This window comes from Motiliproteus sp. SC1-56 (assembly GCF_017309075.1).
Lineage (GTDB): Bacteria > Pseudomonadota > Gammaproteobacteria > Pseudomonadales > Balneatricaceae > Motiliproteus.
In genome coordinates this window covers 96,243-113,046 of the sequence record NZ_JAEMGS010000002.1, presented here as the reverse complement: position 1 = coordinate 113,046, position 16,804 = coordinate 96,243, and the positions used below count along the sequence as shown (strand labels likewise).

Here is a 16,804-nt window from a genome sequence, read left to right as displayed (position 1 = left end):
TCACAATTCAGCCAAGGGCTAGAGCGCAATACAAGGAACGTACTATGGTTTTTTGCCCTGATATATTTTTGATAGGTGCGCAAAAAGCGGGCACAACCACTCTTGCAACATTGCTTGATTCGTTCCCGAATATAAGCCTATCGCGTCCAAAGGAGCCCCATTTTTTCACCAAGAATTATCATTTGGGATTCGACTGGTATGCCAAGTGCTTTGACAATAAAGACAACATTCTAATTGATGCCTCCACAAGCTATACCCAAGCATTTTTGTCGAACCCGGAAGCCCATGCCGAGAGCCCATTGATGGGCGTCCCTGAGCGGATTAAAGCAGCCAACGCTAATGCGAAATTTATCTACATCGTTCGCGACCCCGTGGACCGGGCCTACTCCGGCTACTGGCATGCCGTGCGAGTAGGCGACGAATCACGACCTTTTGAGGAAGCAATAAGGGCAACCAGCCACTATCTTGACCAAAGTGATTACGCGGGGCAGATTGAGTTATACCTTCGCCACTTCAAACTTGAAAACTTCCTTATTATCAGGCTCAAAGACCTGAATCAAAACCCAAGAGAAACACTAGCGAGATGCGCTTCATTTCTAGAAATAGATCATAGTCAAATACCTGACAACCTTAATAGCGAAGCAAAAAACGTCTCCTACAGATATAATAAGACAGGGAGAGTCATATCAAAGATTCTGAACGAACGGGGCATTTTTAAAAAACTGACTAAACAAGCCAAAAAAACATTGCCCAAAAAAGTATATCTGCGTTTAGGCAATCTTCTTACGCAAGAAATACCCGATATGAGGAAGGAGACTCGCGCAGAACTCCGCCAGAAAACCGAAGCCAGCGTGAAACGTTTTGAAGCAATATCTGGCGTCAGGTTCCAATGATCACAAGAGAAAAACAGCCGCTTATACAAAAGCCAGCCATAGATCTGCGAACAGATGGATCAAGCAAAGGTGATCTATCAGCCTTCCACACGAATCAAACGGAATAAAAGCGCTGTGAAAATCCTAACCATCACTACTCTTTTCCCAAACTGCCAAGACCCGAAACACGGTATTTTTGTCGAGAGCAGGCTAAAACACCTGGTTAGCCAGTACCCGGATATTGAACTGACTATAATTGCTCCAATCCCTTGGTTCCCATTCGCAGGTAAACATTTCGGATCCTATGCAAAGTTCGCCAAAGTGCCGCGACAAGAAAGCCGAATAGGGGCTGTCGTTTATCACCCTCGTTACCTCGTCATACCTAAAATAGGGATGTTAATCACACCTTTTACGCTAGCTATTAGCATCATCATATGTTTAAAAAAACAATTCTCGATTGATTCAGATTTTGATTTAGTTGATGGGCACTACTTTTATCCGGACGGGGTAGCAATTGCTATATGTAAACCATGGCTTAAAGTCCCACTATTCCTAACCGCTCGGGGGACCGATTTGAACTTAATCCCTAGATATCGTCTCCCTAGGATGCTCGTCCAATGGGCATCTAAACGCGCTACCAAAGTATTCACGGTGTGTGAAGCATTACGACGGGCCGCTATCGGCATCGGTTTTCCAGCCAACCAGGTCGTAACCTTGAGAAATGGAGTAGACCTCGAGCTATTTCACCCCCCGCGCAGCCGAGAGAGTCTCAGGGAAAATCTTGGAATCCAGGGTAATGCGATTCTCAGCGTCGGTCATTTAATCGAACGCAAGGGGCACCATTTAATCATCGATGCCTTAGTCGGGCTTCAGGGTGTCACCCTTTACATCGCTGGCGACGGTCCCCTCCGATCCCAGCTTCAAAAGCAAGCTGCGGATCGAGGAGTGGCGTCAAGAGTGCGTTTTCTTGGCAGCCTCTCGCAAGCCGAGTTAGTAACTTACTATGGAGCGGTAGATGCCCTTGTCCTTGCATCCAGTCGAGAAGGCTGGGCAAATGTATTGTTGGAATCGATGGCATGCGGCACACCAGTGGTAGCCACCTGCGTATGGGGTACCCCCGAAGTGGTTCAACCAGACAGCGGTGGAAAGTTATGCGAGCGGTCTGCCCACTCGATCGCTACCGCCATTACCGAATTGTTTGAGCACCCACCCGAGCGAACGAATGTCAGGAGCTACGCCGAACGATTCGATTGGGCCCAGACATCATTCGGCCAACGCACCCACTTCGAAGAGGCCATAAGGGTCGCATGAAAATACTCTATCACCACCGGATAGCTTCTAAAGATGGGCAGTACGTTCACGTTGAAGAGATCGTTAAGCAGCTAAAAGCCCAGGGGCACGAAATCATCATGGTGTGTCCAAAAATCGCCCAATCTGCCGCATTCGGAAGTAGTGGAGGCTTCGTACACGACCTTAAAAACAAATTACCCGGGTCGATATACGAACTACTTGAACTGCTATATAACCTTCTGATTTTTTTAAAACTAACAAAGGCCATCATCACCGAAAAGCCAGATGTTATTTACGAGCGCTACAATCTTTTTACCGTCGCCGGGATCTGGGCAGCAAAGCTTTTTAAACGCCCTCTACTACTTGAAGTCAACGCTCCCTTGTTCCAAGAGAGAAGCCGATTCAACGGAATCTCACTGAAGCACATCGCAAAAGCCACAGAAAACTACTGCTGGAAAGAAGCCGACCATGTGCTGCCCGTTACTCAGGTACTGGCAGACATCGTTAAACGAACCGGCGTCCCGGAAAATAGGGTAACGGTGATTCCGAACGGCGTTGATACCTCTCGCTTCAACCCAGGAACGCCCCCTGCAAAGCTACCGCTGAATGCCGAAGACCGGCTTGTTATTGGCTTTGTGGGCTTTTGCCGCGAGTGGCACGAACTAGAACGCGTAGTGGAATTAATAGCCCCAGCCGAACTGTCTAACCTGTTTTTGTTGATCGTCGGCGACGGCCCTGCCAGGCCGATGATAGAAGATACGGCGAAGGCCCTGGGTGCGGCCGACCGAGTACACCTGACCGGTCTGATATCCCGTGAGCAAATGCCTTCATTTCAAGCGGCTATCGACATTGCACTGCAACCGGCAGTGGTGGACTACGCGTCGCCACTGAAAATACTCGAATACATGGCCAGCGGGAAAGCGATCATAGCCCCCGATCAAGAGAATATTAAGGAACTGCTGACGAACGAGAAAAACGCCCTATTATTTCGCAAAGGTGATAGCCAATCATTTCATGATGCCATCACCCGATTAGCAGCCGATACGAAACTGCGAAGCCAGCTTGGGAATGCCGCCGCTGTCGATATCGAGAGCCGCAGTCTCAGTTGGGACCAGAACGCTCGCCGCATTATCAAGCTATTTGAGGCTAACATGGGAGCCCATAAATCCCGGAGCCTCGCATGACAGATAATACCGGACGAATAGTCAGCGGCATTCGCTGGTTAACCTTCGGCAAGTTCGCCAGCCAGATGATATCTTGGATCATTACCATAGCTGTGATACGCCTACTTGATCCTGCCAGTTACGGCCTAATGGCTGTTTCTATGGCCTTAATCGGAACCCTTTGTGTTCTTGGATCACTTGGGATGGAAGAGCTGCTTCTTCTTCGCCGGGCAACGCCGGTGGATTATCAGCGTGAAGCATTGACCCTATTACTTTCTTTTAACCTACTGTTAATGCTTTTCGCCGTAACCATCGCCTCACCGTATTCCGCTTTCCTGAATATCAAGCCCGCAGAAAATGTAATCATTGTTCTTTCCCTTCTTTTACCGATCACCGCCTTAACGATCCTCCCTAGTTGCTTATTAGAGCGCGATTTCAGAATGCGAGAAATCGCGACAATCGAAATACTGGCGCTCGTCCTATCAAGCCTGACGTCTTTGTTATTAGCGTATCTTGAAAAAGGGGTTTGGGCCCTTGTATCTGCAGCATTGGTGAATCAAACAGTACGGTCAATCGGGCTAATATACGTTTCCAATGCCCCCTGTAAGCCATCATTGTCGTTCAAACGCGTATTAGGAGATTATCATTTTGCCGGATACGTTACTGGAAATAGATTAACTTGGCAGCTAACCCAAACGGTGGACGATGTAATTATCGGGCAGCAGCTGGGTGAGAGCCACTTAGGTGCCTATAAAGTTGGAAAGAACTTCGCTTTTCTTCCTCTCCAAAAAGTCGCTGGTATTATCCACCAAATAACCTTCCCGGCGATCACAAGCGCGAGCGAACAGCTCCGTCCTAGAATGGTGACCTCTGGGCTCTCGTTGATCTGTCTAGCGACATTCCCGGTCTTCTTCGGAGTGGCCGCGATAAGTGAACCCCTCGTCGAAGTTCTGTTTGGCGAAAGGTGGCTAACTACAGCGCCAATACTAGAGGCTTTGGCCTTGTTGATGCCGGTCAAAGCTATTAACAACTTCCTAGGTACAGCGACCTCCGCAAGCGAGGCGCCGGGCAGGCGGTGGTCAGCACAGGGGCTGTTACTAGCCGCAACGATAATTGCGGTCTCATTGGCTACCAACCAACAGGAACAGATCAAAGACACCGCTCTATTTTTGATGTACGCACATTACATCGTTTTGCCACTGCTCCTTCTAAATTACCTCAATGTGCTCCGGATAAGAGTCCAGGAAGCCGTAAGGGTACTGCTCCCCCCGTGGCTCTCTGCTTGCGCATGCTTCGTTTTTATCAAGATGGCGGAGTTGGAGCTGCAAGATGGCATCTCAGAAATCATGGTCAAAACTCTGGTTTTCGGGTTGCTCTATTTATTGCTATCTGGGCTTTTCAACCGCCCTGCTTTAAAGCGTTTACTACCCTTGTTTAGAACTCGGACGGAGTAGGGTTTACTGCCATGGACTTACGCGGAATCGCTCTTATCTCAGCAATTGGCCTTCTTTCCTTGCTAGCCCTTAGAAAACCCTATGTCTCAGTACTGATGCTCGCGTGGATGAGCTTTATGAACCCCCATCGAGTAGCTGGTCACTGGTCCTTCGTTTATGACATGCCTTTATTTGCGGCAATCATAGCACTCGCACTCGCCCTTAGCGGCTGGTCTTTTGTTAATGGAAAGGCCCGCTTCCCAAATATTGGTTTTGTAGGCTTTCTTTTAATACTTTTTGTTGCTTGGCTTGGAATTACGACCTACACAGCTTATTACCCAACGGCAGCTCTAGAGGGCTATAGTCGCTTTTTGAAAATACAGCTAGCTATTGTTTTGACGCTTCTGATGATCGATAGCGACAAAAAACTAAAAGAACTAGTTTGGGTTATTTTCGGATCAATTGCTTTTTTTGGAATAAAGGGAGGGATCTTTGTTGTACTAACGGGAGGTAACTTCCGGGTTTGGGGGCCGCCACAATCATTTATAGTAGGAAACAATGAGCTAGCCCTAGCTTTGATAATGACCTTACCGCTGGGTTACTTCCTATATCAAGACACAGAGAAAAAATGGCTTAAATCCTTAATGATTGGTTTCCTAGGCATCATGACGATTTCAATTCTAGCCTCGTACTCCAGGGGCGCCTTTCTAGCGCTCGGCTGCACCGGAATATTCCTTTGGCTTAAAAGCTCAAAGAAGCTTCCTATTGCAGCCATGATGATCCTCACGGTCCTAGTACTTATCCCATTTATGCCTGACAAGTGGTTCGACCGAATGGACACCATCGAAAGCTACGAAACCGATGCGTCTGCGCAAGGCCGCATAAACGCTTGGCATATGGCTTTTAACCTAGCCTCAGACAGAATCACTGGTGGGGGTTACGACACCTGGAGCCGATACACGTTTGCGCTCTATGCCCCCAACCCAACAGATGTAAAGGACGCCCATAGTATCTATTTTGAGGTGATGGGTGAGCATGGATTCACCGGACTGCTATTATTTTTTATGATCTTCTCTTTAACGTGGATGAAAGCCAGTGGAATAAAGCGCAAAGCGCTCAAGACAGATGATCAAAAATGGATTGGCCAGCTCATGTCCATGTGTCAAGTGTCTCTCGTCGCCTACGCCACCGGTGGCGCGTTTTTGGGACTGGCCTTTTGGGACCTACCGTATTACCTAATAGCAATAGTAATCATCAGCGGAAGCCTTTTGGAACGGCATAAAATACATCCCAAACAGGCACCACTCGCAAGGACTTCAACAACAGCAGAACTCCCTCAGCGACAAGACTTTCTACCTGGTTTTTGTCAGAAAACAAAGTGAAGAGCCATGAATAACTTCCTGAAAAGAAAATACAGATATTCAGCCATCATTCTTTCGGCATGGTTAATATCAGCGGCAGCCCAAGGGTGTGATTTAGAAATAGATATGAACGTTTTTGGCCCGTGGAACTATTTCGATCCAAAAAGTCATAGGCCTATTCCAGGACACCCAATGGGTCCGGTAAAGCGGGTCACCAATGTACACTTAAAACCGAGAATGCTGGCACTAGAACGAGGCGGAACCTCACATCGAATAGGGCCAGACCTAAACTACACCCTGTCACGGATTCCCAATCATCCCCAAGCGTTGGATTTGGCCTCAAGGCTAGAAAAGGCTATCGAGACCAGACCAAATAAGCATGCGGACGAAAGAATGGCTTATTCGGCTGATTGTTACTTTCAACGCGCATTAAAGTTCACCCCGAGCAAACAACGCGGTGTTGTTTATATGTTATACGGCCTGCATATGCAGCGGAATGGTGAGCACCAAAAGGCGTTAGAACTATACCTTGAATCTGAGAACAGCGGCTATGAAAGCATTGAATTAGACTACAATATGGGACTTGCCTATTTTTATACCTCCGATTACGCCAACGCCAAAAAAAAAGCTCAACTTGCCTACTCAGAAGGATACCCCCTAGAGGGTCTAAGAAACCTTCTTAAGGAAGCTGGAATTGATATTACTGAACCCGCAAAACAGTAACCAGCCGTTACTAATTGAGCGCACATTTAAAGCTCTATTGACTCAACACCAAGGAAAAACATTTCCCATATGCCATTTACGATATATTGACGTCTCTATCAAATCAACCTTTAACGACGGCTTATTAACAACAACCCGGGCAATGAATTCCAGATGAATTTCAGAACTTCCTTAACCTGGGCCTTCAGCCAACAAGCGCTCACTTTTATACTTCAATTCGCCGGTTCCATAATCATGGCGCGCCTTTTAACGCCGGAAGAGTTCGGCGTATTTGCCATTTCAATGGCGGCAAGCCATATTTTGATCGCTTTTCGAAATTTTGGTATAGGCTCTTACTTAGTCAGAGAAAAAGAAATCACACGAAGCAAAAAGGACACCGCTTTTACCCTTTGGCTCTGTTTCTCTTGGTCGGCAGCGCTGATACTCATACTTATAAAAGACTGGCTTGCAACCGTTTATGGAGCGCCGCCCATTTCTGATGTGATGACTCTACTGGCGTTTTCTTTCCTTATAACACCTTTTGGGCAAACTCATTACTCGCTGCTGACCCGCGCCATGCGATTCGACGTTCTGCACCATATCAACCTGTTCGCTCTATGTACCGGGTTGGCGACAAGTATAATTCTGGCCTGGCTGGGGCACAGTTACATGTCGCTAGCATGGGGGTTTTTGGCGGAAAATTTAACTCGCGCTCTGGTGCTTATGGCCATCAATCGCAAGGAATTCAGCCTGCACCTATCCTTGGCCCACTGGCGCAGCGTGATGCGTTTTGGGGGCTATCTGACCGGCTCTTCGCTAGCCGGAGAGTTAAATAGACAGAGCGTGAAATTTGTATTGGGTGGACTTATAAGTCCGACATCGGTTGCTCTGTATGAGCGGGCAATCCAAATTCCAGTCCTGGTACGGAGAAGCATTTTTACTCCCCTACGCGCCGTTCTTTTTCCGAAATTTTCAGAAGACATTCGCAACGGAAAATCAATAGGGCAAGGCGTTGAACAAGTGGTCGCCATGACCACTGTCCTTGTTATACCTGTTTTTCTTGTGGTTGCCCTTTGCAGTGAGGCGCTAGTCGTTTTGCTTTTTGGTGAAAACTGGCGTATTGCCGGGACGCTACTTCCTTGGTTCCTTCTTTCCAATGCCATTCTGACATTGCTCCCGCAGCCAGAACAGGTTCTCACTCCCCATGGACGGGTTAAACGATTATTCAAGCTCCGATTACTCGGGCTGATTTCTAACCTTATTGTTGCATTCATCGGTGCCAGCCAAAGCCTTGAATTATTTGCTGCCCTACGTCCCCTACAGACGATTATTTTTTTCACATTAACTTACTGGAGCATTAGAGATTTTTGGGACACCCGTCTAATCAAATTATTTCCAGCCTATAGTCAGGCGGTAGTGATAGCCGCTGCCAGCGCCTTACCCGCCGTCATATCATTCTATTACTATGGCTCCGATCCCCCGATACAGTCCTTGCTCTTAATAACTATCGCTTCTACGTTGATATGGCCGATTGCAGTCTATTATGTAGGACACCCTATCAAGGAAGAAATCGAAAGGATTAGATTAGCAATCGTTCGTTACTCGACCACCTAAACAGCTAGATTTTTGATTAACAGGAATCAGCAAAATTTAGACCATAAATAGAGCGCATTGGGACAGAATTGAGCATAACTGCAGGAGATGAATCTTTATGAGCGCACATAAAATTATTGGCATCGGCTTTCATAAGACAGGTACAACGACCTTGGGAAGTTGCATGAGAATGCTCGGCTACAATCATATCTCATGCAATCGAGAAGCTTTTTTACTATATAAAGAATCTGAAATCTCAGCTCTTATCAAGCTAATGAAGTATTTTGACTCGTTTGATGACTGGCCCTGGGCTCTAATTTATAGGGAAGCATATAAAGCCTTCCCCGATAGCAAGTTCATCTTAACCACTAGAATAGACGAAGAAAAATGGTTTGAAAGTTTATCGAAACATGTTGAGAGAGGCGCTGGCGAGCGCTTTCCTTACCGAAAATACATTTACGGCTATGAAAAACCAAATGAAAACAAGCCATTTCATATCAAAAAATATCAAGAGCACAACTCAAATGTGCGCGATTTTTTTAAAGACAAGCCAGAATCATTCCTAGAAGTATGCTGGGAAAAAGGAGATGGTTGGAAAGAGATAGGAAACTTCCTAGGCATCGATACCACGGGGCTTTCACTCCCGCACTCAAACAAGGCTGACGCAAAAGCTAGCAAAGTAGAAAAACTTTCCAATAGAATAATAAATGTTGCAAGAACTATCAGCAGAGAAAAAAGTAAATCATAGGACTTTCGTCACCCATCAAACAGCCTGACATTCACTTATCAACTGTTTCTAGGCAGAAGATTCAAGAATGCTTTTCAAATTATCAATAGATTTATCCATGGAGTAAAAATGCCTAACTCTTTTTGCTCCACGCGAACCCAGCTTTCTCGCTTCGGCAGGCTCCCTCAATATATTTACCATGTGTTTCGACATGGATTTTATATCTCTTTCTTCAGACAGGTATCCGGTTTCATTATCAACAATTACATCTGCTATTCCGGCATGTCTGGTTGCAACTACCGGCAACCCCATTGATTGAGCTTCTAGAATGCTGACTGGGGTGCCTTCGCAATCACCGTCCTGAGCCTTAACGGAATGCTGGACAAACCCCCTGCTTTTTGCCATCTGTTCTTTCACCAGATCTTGATCACATTCTCCCATCAGAAAAACGGATTCAGTTAAACCTAAGGAAACAACTAGATCTTTACAAACGCCGTCAAGAGGCCCTCCTCCAAGCATAAATAACTTTGCATCTTTGACTTCTAGGCGAGCGAAGTAAAAAGCCAAAATAGTTAAGTGAGGCGCTTTTTTTTCAACAAATCGGCCTACCGAAACTAGGCATGGCGGATTCAATGCGCAGTTGATCTCTTCAAAAAATTCGAAATCAACACCACACGGATTCAAAAATATTTTACTCTTATCTACCCCAAGCCCTATTAAGTCATCTACCATTTTTCTTGAGACCGCAACAATGGCTTTTGAATAAGCAAACACATCGCTGTATTTTTCTCTATATTTCTCTATGACAGAGTCCACCGACGCATCAAAACCGTGAAAATGGGTAACAAGAGGTACGCCAGACCATTTAGCTGCCTCGATACATCTTGAAGCAGTTGGTCCATATTCAGCCAAAATCACATCCGCACGTTCAGAAAAAGTAGTTTTTAATGCCCACACAGCCTCCCACTTCCACTCCTTTCTTTTAAACACTCTATAGATTTTTCTCATCAATCTTGACCAAGGGCTTTGAGAGAATATCGGGGCATCATCAACGTAAGGAACATTCCCCTCAAAATAAACAACCGTAGCGTCATTGCTCAATAAAGTAGCATGAGCCGTCAAAAATGTTTCTGAAGGCTTCGGTTTTGTCGGTAGTACAATGCAGAGCCTCATGGAATATCACATCCTTCGTTTATTTTTTTCGCCAACTCTGAAAACATTTCCAAAGCAAGCCTCTCGCCTCTCTTCAGAGCCAGCAGATATTCTTCTTTTAAAATTTCGTAATCACTTCCAACGAAACAATCTATTTTGCTCAAAATACAATCAATATCATCACTAATCTCACAGCAATATTCACCCAAGCCGACCGTCTCAAAGACCCCTTTGGTTTTAGGCTCATAGCCAATGTTAAACGCTGGCGTATTAGAGAGAATTGGCATTATTGCACCATGCATTCGCATTCCAATGTAGTATTTTGCCTTCTGGACCTGATCTATAAACTCATCAGGAGAATGCCTATTGTGATCTATCTCTATCCTAACGCCATGCTGCCTTTCCAATCTTGACTTTATGCTTTCACCCAGGTCAGTATCATCAACATAACCTTCAACCCCTTGGCACGTCGACATAAACACCACGTCATACCCCTTACCACTTAGGAATTCAATTATAGAGGCAGCCTTGTCGATGATAACGTCATCAGAAATCGCTCCTTTTTCCCAACTTCTGAAATTAACTACTACTTTTTTTGAATTTGAATTGTCAGCTACTTTTTTTACTTTTGACAACCGTCCATAGGCGAAGGCGACATCCGTATACACCTCAGCGTGTTTTTTACCAGCGGGGCCATAAAGGCTTTCAACATAACCTTTTGAGTAGCGCTCTCTAAGGAACAAACCAGCGCAGTTATCGAATATGTTTTTTGCGATGATTTTGTTCTCGGCCTTACCAAAGGGTCCGACAGAATGACCAACAAAATATATAGGTTTTCCATAACCCAAAATCTTCTCGTACACTTTCGAGAATTTTTTAAAACCGTAATACTCGTGCAAAAATCCTCCTGGGCATATAAACACTATATCCACTGCGGAAATTGCTCGTTTGAATTTCCAGATATCATTATCAAAAATCCGAGCCAAAAACACCCCAATACGATAAGGAAAAAACGGTATCCTTCTAATCAACGCAGCAATAAGGGAATCATTTCTCGCTATACCAAGTACAGTCTCATTCAAAAATGGCTCGCCATTTCTTATAAACGGAAAGGACAACTGGTTATTTGTGGTTACCGCTACAACGGTGATCCCACAATGCTCTTTCAATCCCAGCGTCAGTGTTTCTAAAAGTAGCTGATCTCCGCAGTTTGCTGCCACACTATGGACAACCAATGCCCTCATATAACACTCCAAAAAAATGCTAAATATTAACTTTTTGAAACCGAACCATCTTTACTAATTCGTGGATCAAATACGCTCTTCGATTGAAACAACTTGCCCTTGCTTACGTTAACACTCCATTTGTATTGATAGACAAGCTTTCTGTTTAAAGACATATAGCTGAGTAAATATTTGACGTAGCAAAAGAGCAATTCAATGCAAATATATATTGGATAGCCAAAAAAACGTTTAGGCTGATAATGAGTAGGCGGGGAGAATAAACTGCGGCCGTAACGAATAGCACGACCATAGATCCAAACAGGTGCCATCTGCCTAGCCCTGATTATGTGCTGTACTGAGGGTGACGAAATATGAAAACTTTTATATCCTTTGGCAGCCAGCAAGGATGTAAAACTCGTTTCCGACCCCATCATGTAGTTATTTTCCCCGCTATTGGGTCCAACCTGTTCATCAAACCGATAGCCGGCGCTGAATACCCGTGCCCTAATCGCCATATTCGGACCCCATATGTTGTATGGAGAACAAGGGCCGTCCTCCCATTCATGTCGAGTCAGGGCATATACCGGCCCCTGGGGGACGCATTCGAGGTGTAGCTCTGAGGGTTCCCCCTCCCAATAGGGCCGTATGGTTCCGCCGAACACATCAAAATCGGGTTGTTGATCCACAGCCGCACGGTAGTTGGTTAACCAGTCTGGGGCGGCAATAACGTCGTCGTCAGTCAGCACCACCAAGTCGCCCTCTATACAGGAGAGTGCTTGATTAATCGCGGCATTTTTTCCTTTTTTAGCTTCGAACAAGTAGGTAAGAGGGAGGCGATCCTTGTAACTTTTGATTATCCGCGCCGATTCATCAGTACTGGCATTGTCTACCAACAACAGCTTCCACGGCTCGTCCGTGCTCTGTGCAGCCATGGAATCCAAAAACCGTGGCAACGTGTGGGCGCCGTTATAGGTCGCAGCGATCACCGTGATCATAGGACTCCACCGTATATCACCACGCTCGCACCCCCAACTTAACCGATTTCAGCCACATAATCGGGCGGTCAGGAAAACGCAACCAAAAATTCAGGAAACCCTCTAGCCTGACTCCTTTTGCCCGTGCTTTTGCCGCGGCCCTGCGCGCTTCCGCGAGCGCATTCGCGTACCAGTAAATTTTGGCGAAACGAGCGTAGTTGGTACCGAATACTTTTTTTTCATCCTCCCCTTCCGCGGCGATCAGGCGGTGGGTACCCGGAGTGTCGTGACGGGTCAGAACACGTTCCAGGCCCGCCGCCCAGGTTGCATTAGATATGCTGCTTAAATTCTGGCCATGATTCTGGCGTTTCCTTACCAAAACCTCGGGGACATAAAGTATGCCGGCTTTCAGAGCTAGACGAATCCAGTAGTCACGGTCTTCACCAATTTGCAGGCCAGGCTCAAAACCTCCAACCGCTTGTGCCAACTCGCGGCGCATTAAGACACTGGAAGTGCTTACAAAGGGTTCGGTGATCAGCCAGGTGACGGGTTTTGCCATCATGTCGATGTCTTGGGGAAGTTGACTCCTGAAACTACGGCGTCCCATGCCGGATTCGCAGTACACCTGCTCGTCGAAGAAGCATTCATCGGTCACCACAAACCCTGCTTTCGGAAACCGGTCAAGGGCATCCAACTGTCGCGCCAGTTTATTAGCTTCCCACAAGTCATCGGCATCGACGAGGGCAATATAGTCCCCCCTGCAGGCCGCGAGACCTGCATTTCGCGCCCTGGAGACGCCACCATTTGCCTGGTTGATCAACTTTACTTGCGGATAGTGATCGGCTATCAACTTCGGCGTGTTATCCGTCGAACCGTCGTTGACCACGATCACCTCCAAGGGAGGCTCGCTCTGAGCTAAGACCGAGTCCAGTGTTTCACTGATAAAGGTACTGGCGTTATATGCAGGTATTACCACGCTGACACTGTTACGCATTCCATCTGCTCTCCCTAGTAATGCAGGTTACGGAACTTGGGGTCAGTCGTTTTGGTATCCCATCACTTTCAAGGCATCCCCGGTTAGTTCTTCAAATAGCCTGATGTGGTCACCGCTGAACTCATCCCGCCACTGCCCCGGCTTGCCCGAACGTAGGTGGCTTTTGCTGTCGTTGCTGCCGATTTCCCTCTTGGCAACATTCTTGAAGCTGAATTTCCTGGCTTGCTCCAGGCCCACCTCAACGGCTTCATCAGTAAAACCATAATGCCGAAACAGTTTTTCGAAAATCGTCTGCTCGTCGTTTATCAGCTCTTCGTATTTAATTTCATAGAAATTGGGATCCTGATAGTTCCAACGGGCCATATCTTTGATGTTTTTAGCCGTGCGTCGAATTTCAGCGGCGATGCCTTCCTCCTTGGGCAACGAATTCAGGTATTTCTGATAGCTGATAAAACCAAGTTCCGGTACCGGAAGGTGAGCCCAGTCTTCCTTTGTCCAAAGGTGGAAGTAGTAGCCTGAAACGATCATATCGCGGGGGTCGCGAATTAGGTGGGAGCCCCGGTGGCTGGGCAGCAGATCCTTGTCGATGTAACTGTGCTGTTCCATGAAAAAAGAGGTTTCGGACTTCAGGTAATACTGCTCACAGTTCTGAAAGTCCAAGCCGTAATGTTCTGCGATACCATTCAAGATTCTGGCAAACCAGTAGGTCCCAACTTTGTGGTGACCACAATGCACAACCAAGCGGTGACTCACTTCCGGTGTAAAGAGAACTCGATTTTTACGTAGGATGGGCTTGATGGTGGCGTTCTTAACCACATCAGTCAGTTTAACAAAATTCGCTTGCACGACTCCCATAGAGGTAACGTCCCTGATTCTATACCTGCTGCATCAGCCGCCGGCCGATGTTGTGTTCCATTTCGCGCTTCGACGATCAGACAGCTAGTCACGCTCACTAAGCCGCCCATTGCGCCTTATCCAGCATGGGGCTGGAGGCAATATGCCCACACCGGTTTTCAAGACATCAGCAACACCGAGCACTGTGTATGCTGGAATTGAAGCTCTCTAACCGTTGTAGCGCTTGGATAACCTTTGGTTCTGGCGTTCTTGCTTCCTTGCATATGGCCTAAGCTCCCGGCTGTAAGCCCACTGCGATTGAGTGTTGCACATACTCGTGGATGTTGCTAGTTTCCGGGTTGGATATGCGCAGGGACCCGCGATGACCGCCAAGACTGCGATCAAGTCAGGACTTAAAAACCTACTCCTAAAGACCTTATGGCGATTTGACGCCGCTGCTTTAACTTCACACCTTCAAAGACTCGGCATCGAGCCCGGCGATACATTAATCGTTCACGCGTCCTGGCGCACTGACTCCGGCTTTTCGGGCACGCCGCTTGATATGATCACGTCGTTGAAAGTTGCCATCGGCTCCGAAGGGCTGCTGGTAATGACCTCCATGCCGTATCAAAACGAGTCATCCCGCGATTTCTTGCAGCGCAAGGGCTCCATCAACATAAGACGTAGCCCCTCCAAAATGGGGCTATTGACGGAAGTATTTCGGCGCAATGCCCAGACGGTAAGAAGCCTAAGTCCCACCCATCCGCTGCTGGCAAGCGGCCCTGAGGCACGCACTTTCATAGAGGGTCACGAAGCAGCGCTAGTTCCATTTGGCCCCGACAGCCCTTTTCAAAAGTTACTTGACCGCAACGCCAAAATTCTCTGCATCGGCGCTCCTTTTTCCACTGTAACTTTCTCCCATTTTGTGGAAGATCGGATCGCACCCTACCTACCCTACTCTCTATACGAAAAAAACATTTTCCAGGGCGTTGTGATTGATACCGATAACAATGAACAGAGCATTCCCGTAAAGGTGCTCTCTTCCCAGGCAAATCGACTAAGACGCGAGGAACGTTACGTCGCCGCTCTGGAGCAAGCTGGCGCCATTAAGTGCTCGCGTATTGGGAACTGCCGGCTGCTGCTGCTTGAGTGCCGGGATATGGTAGACGTCGCCGAGACGATGTATCGCCGCGGACAAAGCTTTTTTGATGTGCCAGAATAAAATTCTGCTTTCCACTTTGCACAATAAAGGTTAAGGGACTCAGCCTATGCCAGTGGTCGAGACACTCAAACTCAAGAAACGCAGTTTCATGGAACTCTCCGGATTCAGCCGGACCAAGCCAGAATCCAACCAAACCCATTTACAAGCCACGATTGCGTGGCTCAAACGAGCGCAAGACAGCTCGCCGGATGACGGGGTCTCCCAGACCTACCTTGTACGCTATAAGAAATGGGCTAACTCGTACCCGGAGACTACGGGCTACATCATTCCAACGCTTTACCGCTGGCACCAAGTCAGCGGCGATCAGGATGCCCGAGAACGGGCAGTTCGCATGGCGGACTGGGAGTGTGAAATTCAGTGCCCCAGCGGCGGTGTATTGGCCGGCGCCTTGGGAGACTCAGATCAGCCGACCATTTTCAACACCGGCCAGGTACTGTTCGGATGGGTAACCGCCTTTGAGCAGGAAGGTACCGAGCGCTATCGTGAAGCGGCTGCCAAAGGAGCATCCTGGCTGTGCGCGGTGATGGATGATGACGGATGCTGGCGACAGTTTGGCTCGCCTCTCACCACGCGGAACATTAACCTGTATAACACGCGCTCGGCTTGGGGCATGGCTCGGGTTCACAAGATTACAGGCGAACGACGCTTTCTCGACGCTGCCATTGCCAACGCCGAGTGGGCACTTCGACATGTACACGCCAACGGTTGGGCCGAACATAATTGTCTGCAGAACGATGCCCAGCCCTTTCTTCATACCATCGCCTATGCCATGCGTGGATTTCTTGAATTAGGGGTCTATGCCGATCGCGAGGATTTCATCGCTCAGGCCATCAAGATGGGCGATGCCATAATTCCCCATATTGGTAAAGGCGGCTTCGTCCCCGGCCGCTACGACGACCAATGGAACCCCACCGTAAAGTGGTCCTGCCTGACAGGCAATGCACAGATCGCGATCAACTGGGGTCGCCTCTACCAGGTGACCGGCGATGAGAAGTACCGCGACGCTTTAACCCGGGTTAACACGTTCACCAAGAGCACCCAAAAGCTGGAGGGTATCGAGGCTGAACGAGGCGGTATTAAGGGCTCCCACCCTATCAACGGAGGTTACCATCCATGGCAATATCCGAACTGGGCCGCTAAGTTTTTTGCCGATGCGCTGATGATGGAAGAGACTGTCCGCAACGGTAAAGGCGCTTATGCCAGCTGGCCAAAACGCTGAAGGTTTCACATCGCCTAGTTTCCTGAGGGTAAACACACTCTCAGG

General features: G+C 47.6%; 15 protein-coding genes. 10 read left to right on the top strand and 5 right to left on the bottom strand.

Going from position 1 to position 16,804, the window contains the following annotated elements; translation table 11 throughout:
- Nucleotides 1–44: 44 nt before the first annotated feature.
- From JGZ97_RS02370 to JGZ97_RS02335, 8 genes are all read left to right on the top strand, one after another.
- A complete protein-coding gene (locus tag JGZ97_RS02370; protein WP_207061005.1) occupies nt 45–893 on the top strand; it encodes a sulfotransferase domain-containing protein in 849 nt (282 codons plus the stop codon).
- 54 nt (nt 894–947) lie between these two features.
- Complete coding sequence (locus JGZ97_RS02365) at nt 948–2,183, top strand: glycosyltransferase family 4 protein (RefSeq protein ID WP_207061004.1); 1,236 nt, start codon at nt 948–950, stop codon at nt 2,181–2,183.
- The gene (locus JGZ97_RS02360) at nt 2,180–3,346 is read left to right on the top strand and encodes a glycosyltransferase family 4 protein (RefSeq protein WP_207061003.1); all 1,167 of its coding nucleotides are present in this window, start codon (nt 2,180–2,182) and stop codon (nt 3,344–3,346) included. Before JGZ97_RS02365 ends, JGZ97_RS02360 begins: the two co-directional genes overlap by 4 nt.
- Nucleotides 3,343–4,779: an oligosaccharide flippase family protein gene (locus JGZ97_RS02355; RefSeq protein ID WP_207061002.1), complete on the top strand. Its 1,437-nt coding sequence runs from the start codon at nt 3,343–3,345 to the stop codon at nt 4,777–4,779. The genes JGZ97_RS02360 and JGZ97_RS02355 overlap by 4 nt, the downstream gene beginning before the upstream one ends.
- Nucleotides 4,780–4,790: 11 nt before the next feature.
- A complete protein-coding gene (locus JGZ97_RS02350) occupies nt 4,791–6,140 on the top strand; it encodes a putative O-glycosylation ligase, exosortase A system-associated (protein ID WP_207061001.1) in 1,350 nt (449 codons plus the stop codon).
- A gap of 6 nt (nt 6,141–6,146) precedes the next feature.
- Nucleotides 6,147–6,842 (top strand): hypothetical protein, encoded by a 696-nt coding sequence (locus JGZ97_RS02345; protein WP_207061000.1) that lies wholly within the window; start codon nt 6,147–6,149, stop codon nt 6,840–6,842.
- Nucleotides 6,843–6,995: 153 nt separating this feature from the next.
- Nucleotides 6,996–8,435 (top strand): lipopolysaccharide biosynthesis protein, encoded by a 1,440-nt coding sequence (locus tag JGZ97_RS02340; RefSeq protein WP_207060999.1) that lies wholly within the window; start codon nt 6,996–6,998, stop codon nt 8,433–8,435.
- Nucleotides 8,436–8,532: 97 nt separating this feature from the next.
- Complete coding sequence (locus JGZ97_RS02335) at nt 8,533–9,162, top strand: sulfotransferase (RefSeq protein WP_207060998.1); 630 nt, start codon at nt 8,533–8,535, stop codon at nt 9,160–9,162.
- A 48-nt stretch (nt 9,163–9,210) separates the two neighbouring features.
- On the opposite strand, the gene JGZ97_RS02330 is transcribed toward JGZ97_RS02335, so the two are convergent.
- From JGZ97_RS02330 to JGZ97_RS02310, 5 genes are read right to left on the bottom strand one after another with little or no spacing between them, the layout of a single operon-like run.
- Nucleotides 9,211–10,314 carry a glycosyltransferase family 4 protein gene (locus JGZ97_RS02330; RefSeq protein WP_207060997.1) on the bottom strand — a complete coding sequence of 368 codons (1,104 nt, stop codon included), beginning with the start codon at nt 10,312–10,314 and terminating at the stop codon, nt 9,211–9,213.
- Complete coding sequence (locus tag JGZ97_RS02325; RefSeq protein WP_207060996.1) at nt 10,311–11,537, bottom strand: polysaccharide pyruvyl transferase family protein; 1,227 nt, start codon at nt 11,535–11,537, stop codon at nt 10,311–10,313. The genes JGZ97_RS02330 and JGZ97_RS02325 overlap by 4 nt, the downstream gene beginning before the upstream one ends.
- Nucleotides 11,538–11,563: 26 nt before the next feature.
- On the bottom strand, nt 11,564–12,511 hold the full coding sequence (locus tag JGZ97_RS02320; RefSeq protein WP_207060995.1) for a glycosyltransferase family 2 protein: 948 nt from the start codon (nt 12,509–12,511) through the stop codon (nt 11,564–11,566).
- Between the two features lie 16 nt (nt 12,512–12,527).
- On the bottom strand, nt 12,528–13,484 hold the full coding sequence (locus JGZ97_RS02315; RefSeq protein ID WP_207060994.1) for a glycosyltransferase family A protein: 957 nt from the start codon (nt 13,482–13,484) through the stop codon (nt 12,528–12,530).
- A 42-nt stretch (nt 13,485–13,526) separates the two neighbouring features.
- The gene (locus JGZ97_RS02310) at nt 13,527–14,339 is read right to left on the bottom strand and encodes a sulfotransferase domain-containing protein (protein ID WP_207060993.1); all 813 of its coding nucleotides are present in this window, start codon (nt 14,337–14,339) and stop codon (nt 13,527–13,529) included.
- Nucleotides 14,340–14,700: 361 nt separating this feature from the next.
- Between JGZ97_RS02310 and JGZ97_RS02305 the strand changes: the two genes are divergently transcribed.
- Nucleotides 14,701–15,540 (top strand): AAC(3) family N-acetyltransferase, encoded by an 840-nt coding sequence (locus JGZ97_RS02305; RefSeq protein WP_207060992.1) that lies wholly within the window; start codon nt 14,701–14,703, stop codon nt 15,538–15,540.
- 46 nt (nt 15,541–15,586) lie between these two features.
- Nucleotides 15,587–16,759, top strand: coding sequence for a hypothetical protein (locus JGZ97_RS02300; protein ID WP_207060991.1), 1,173 nt, complete (start codon nt 15,587–15,589; stop codon nt 16,757–16,759).
- Nucleotides 16,760–16,804 lie beyond the last annotated feature (45 nt).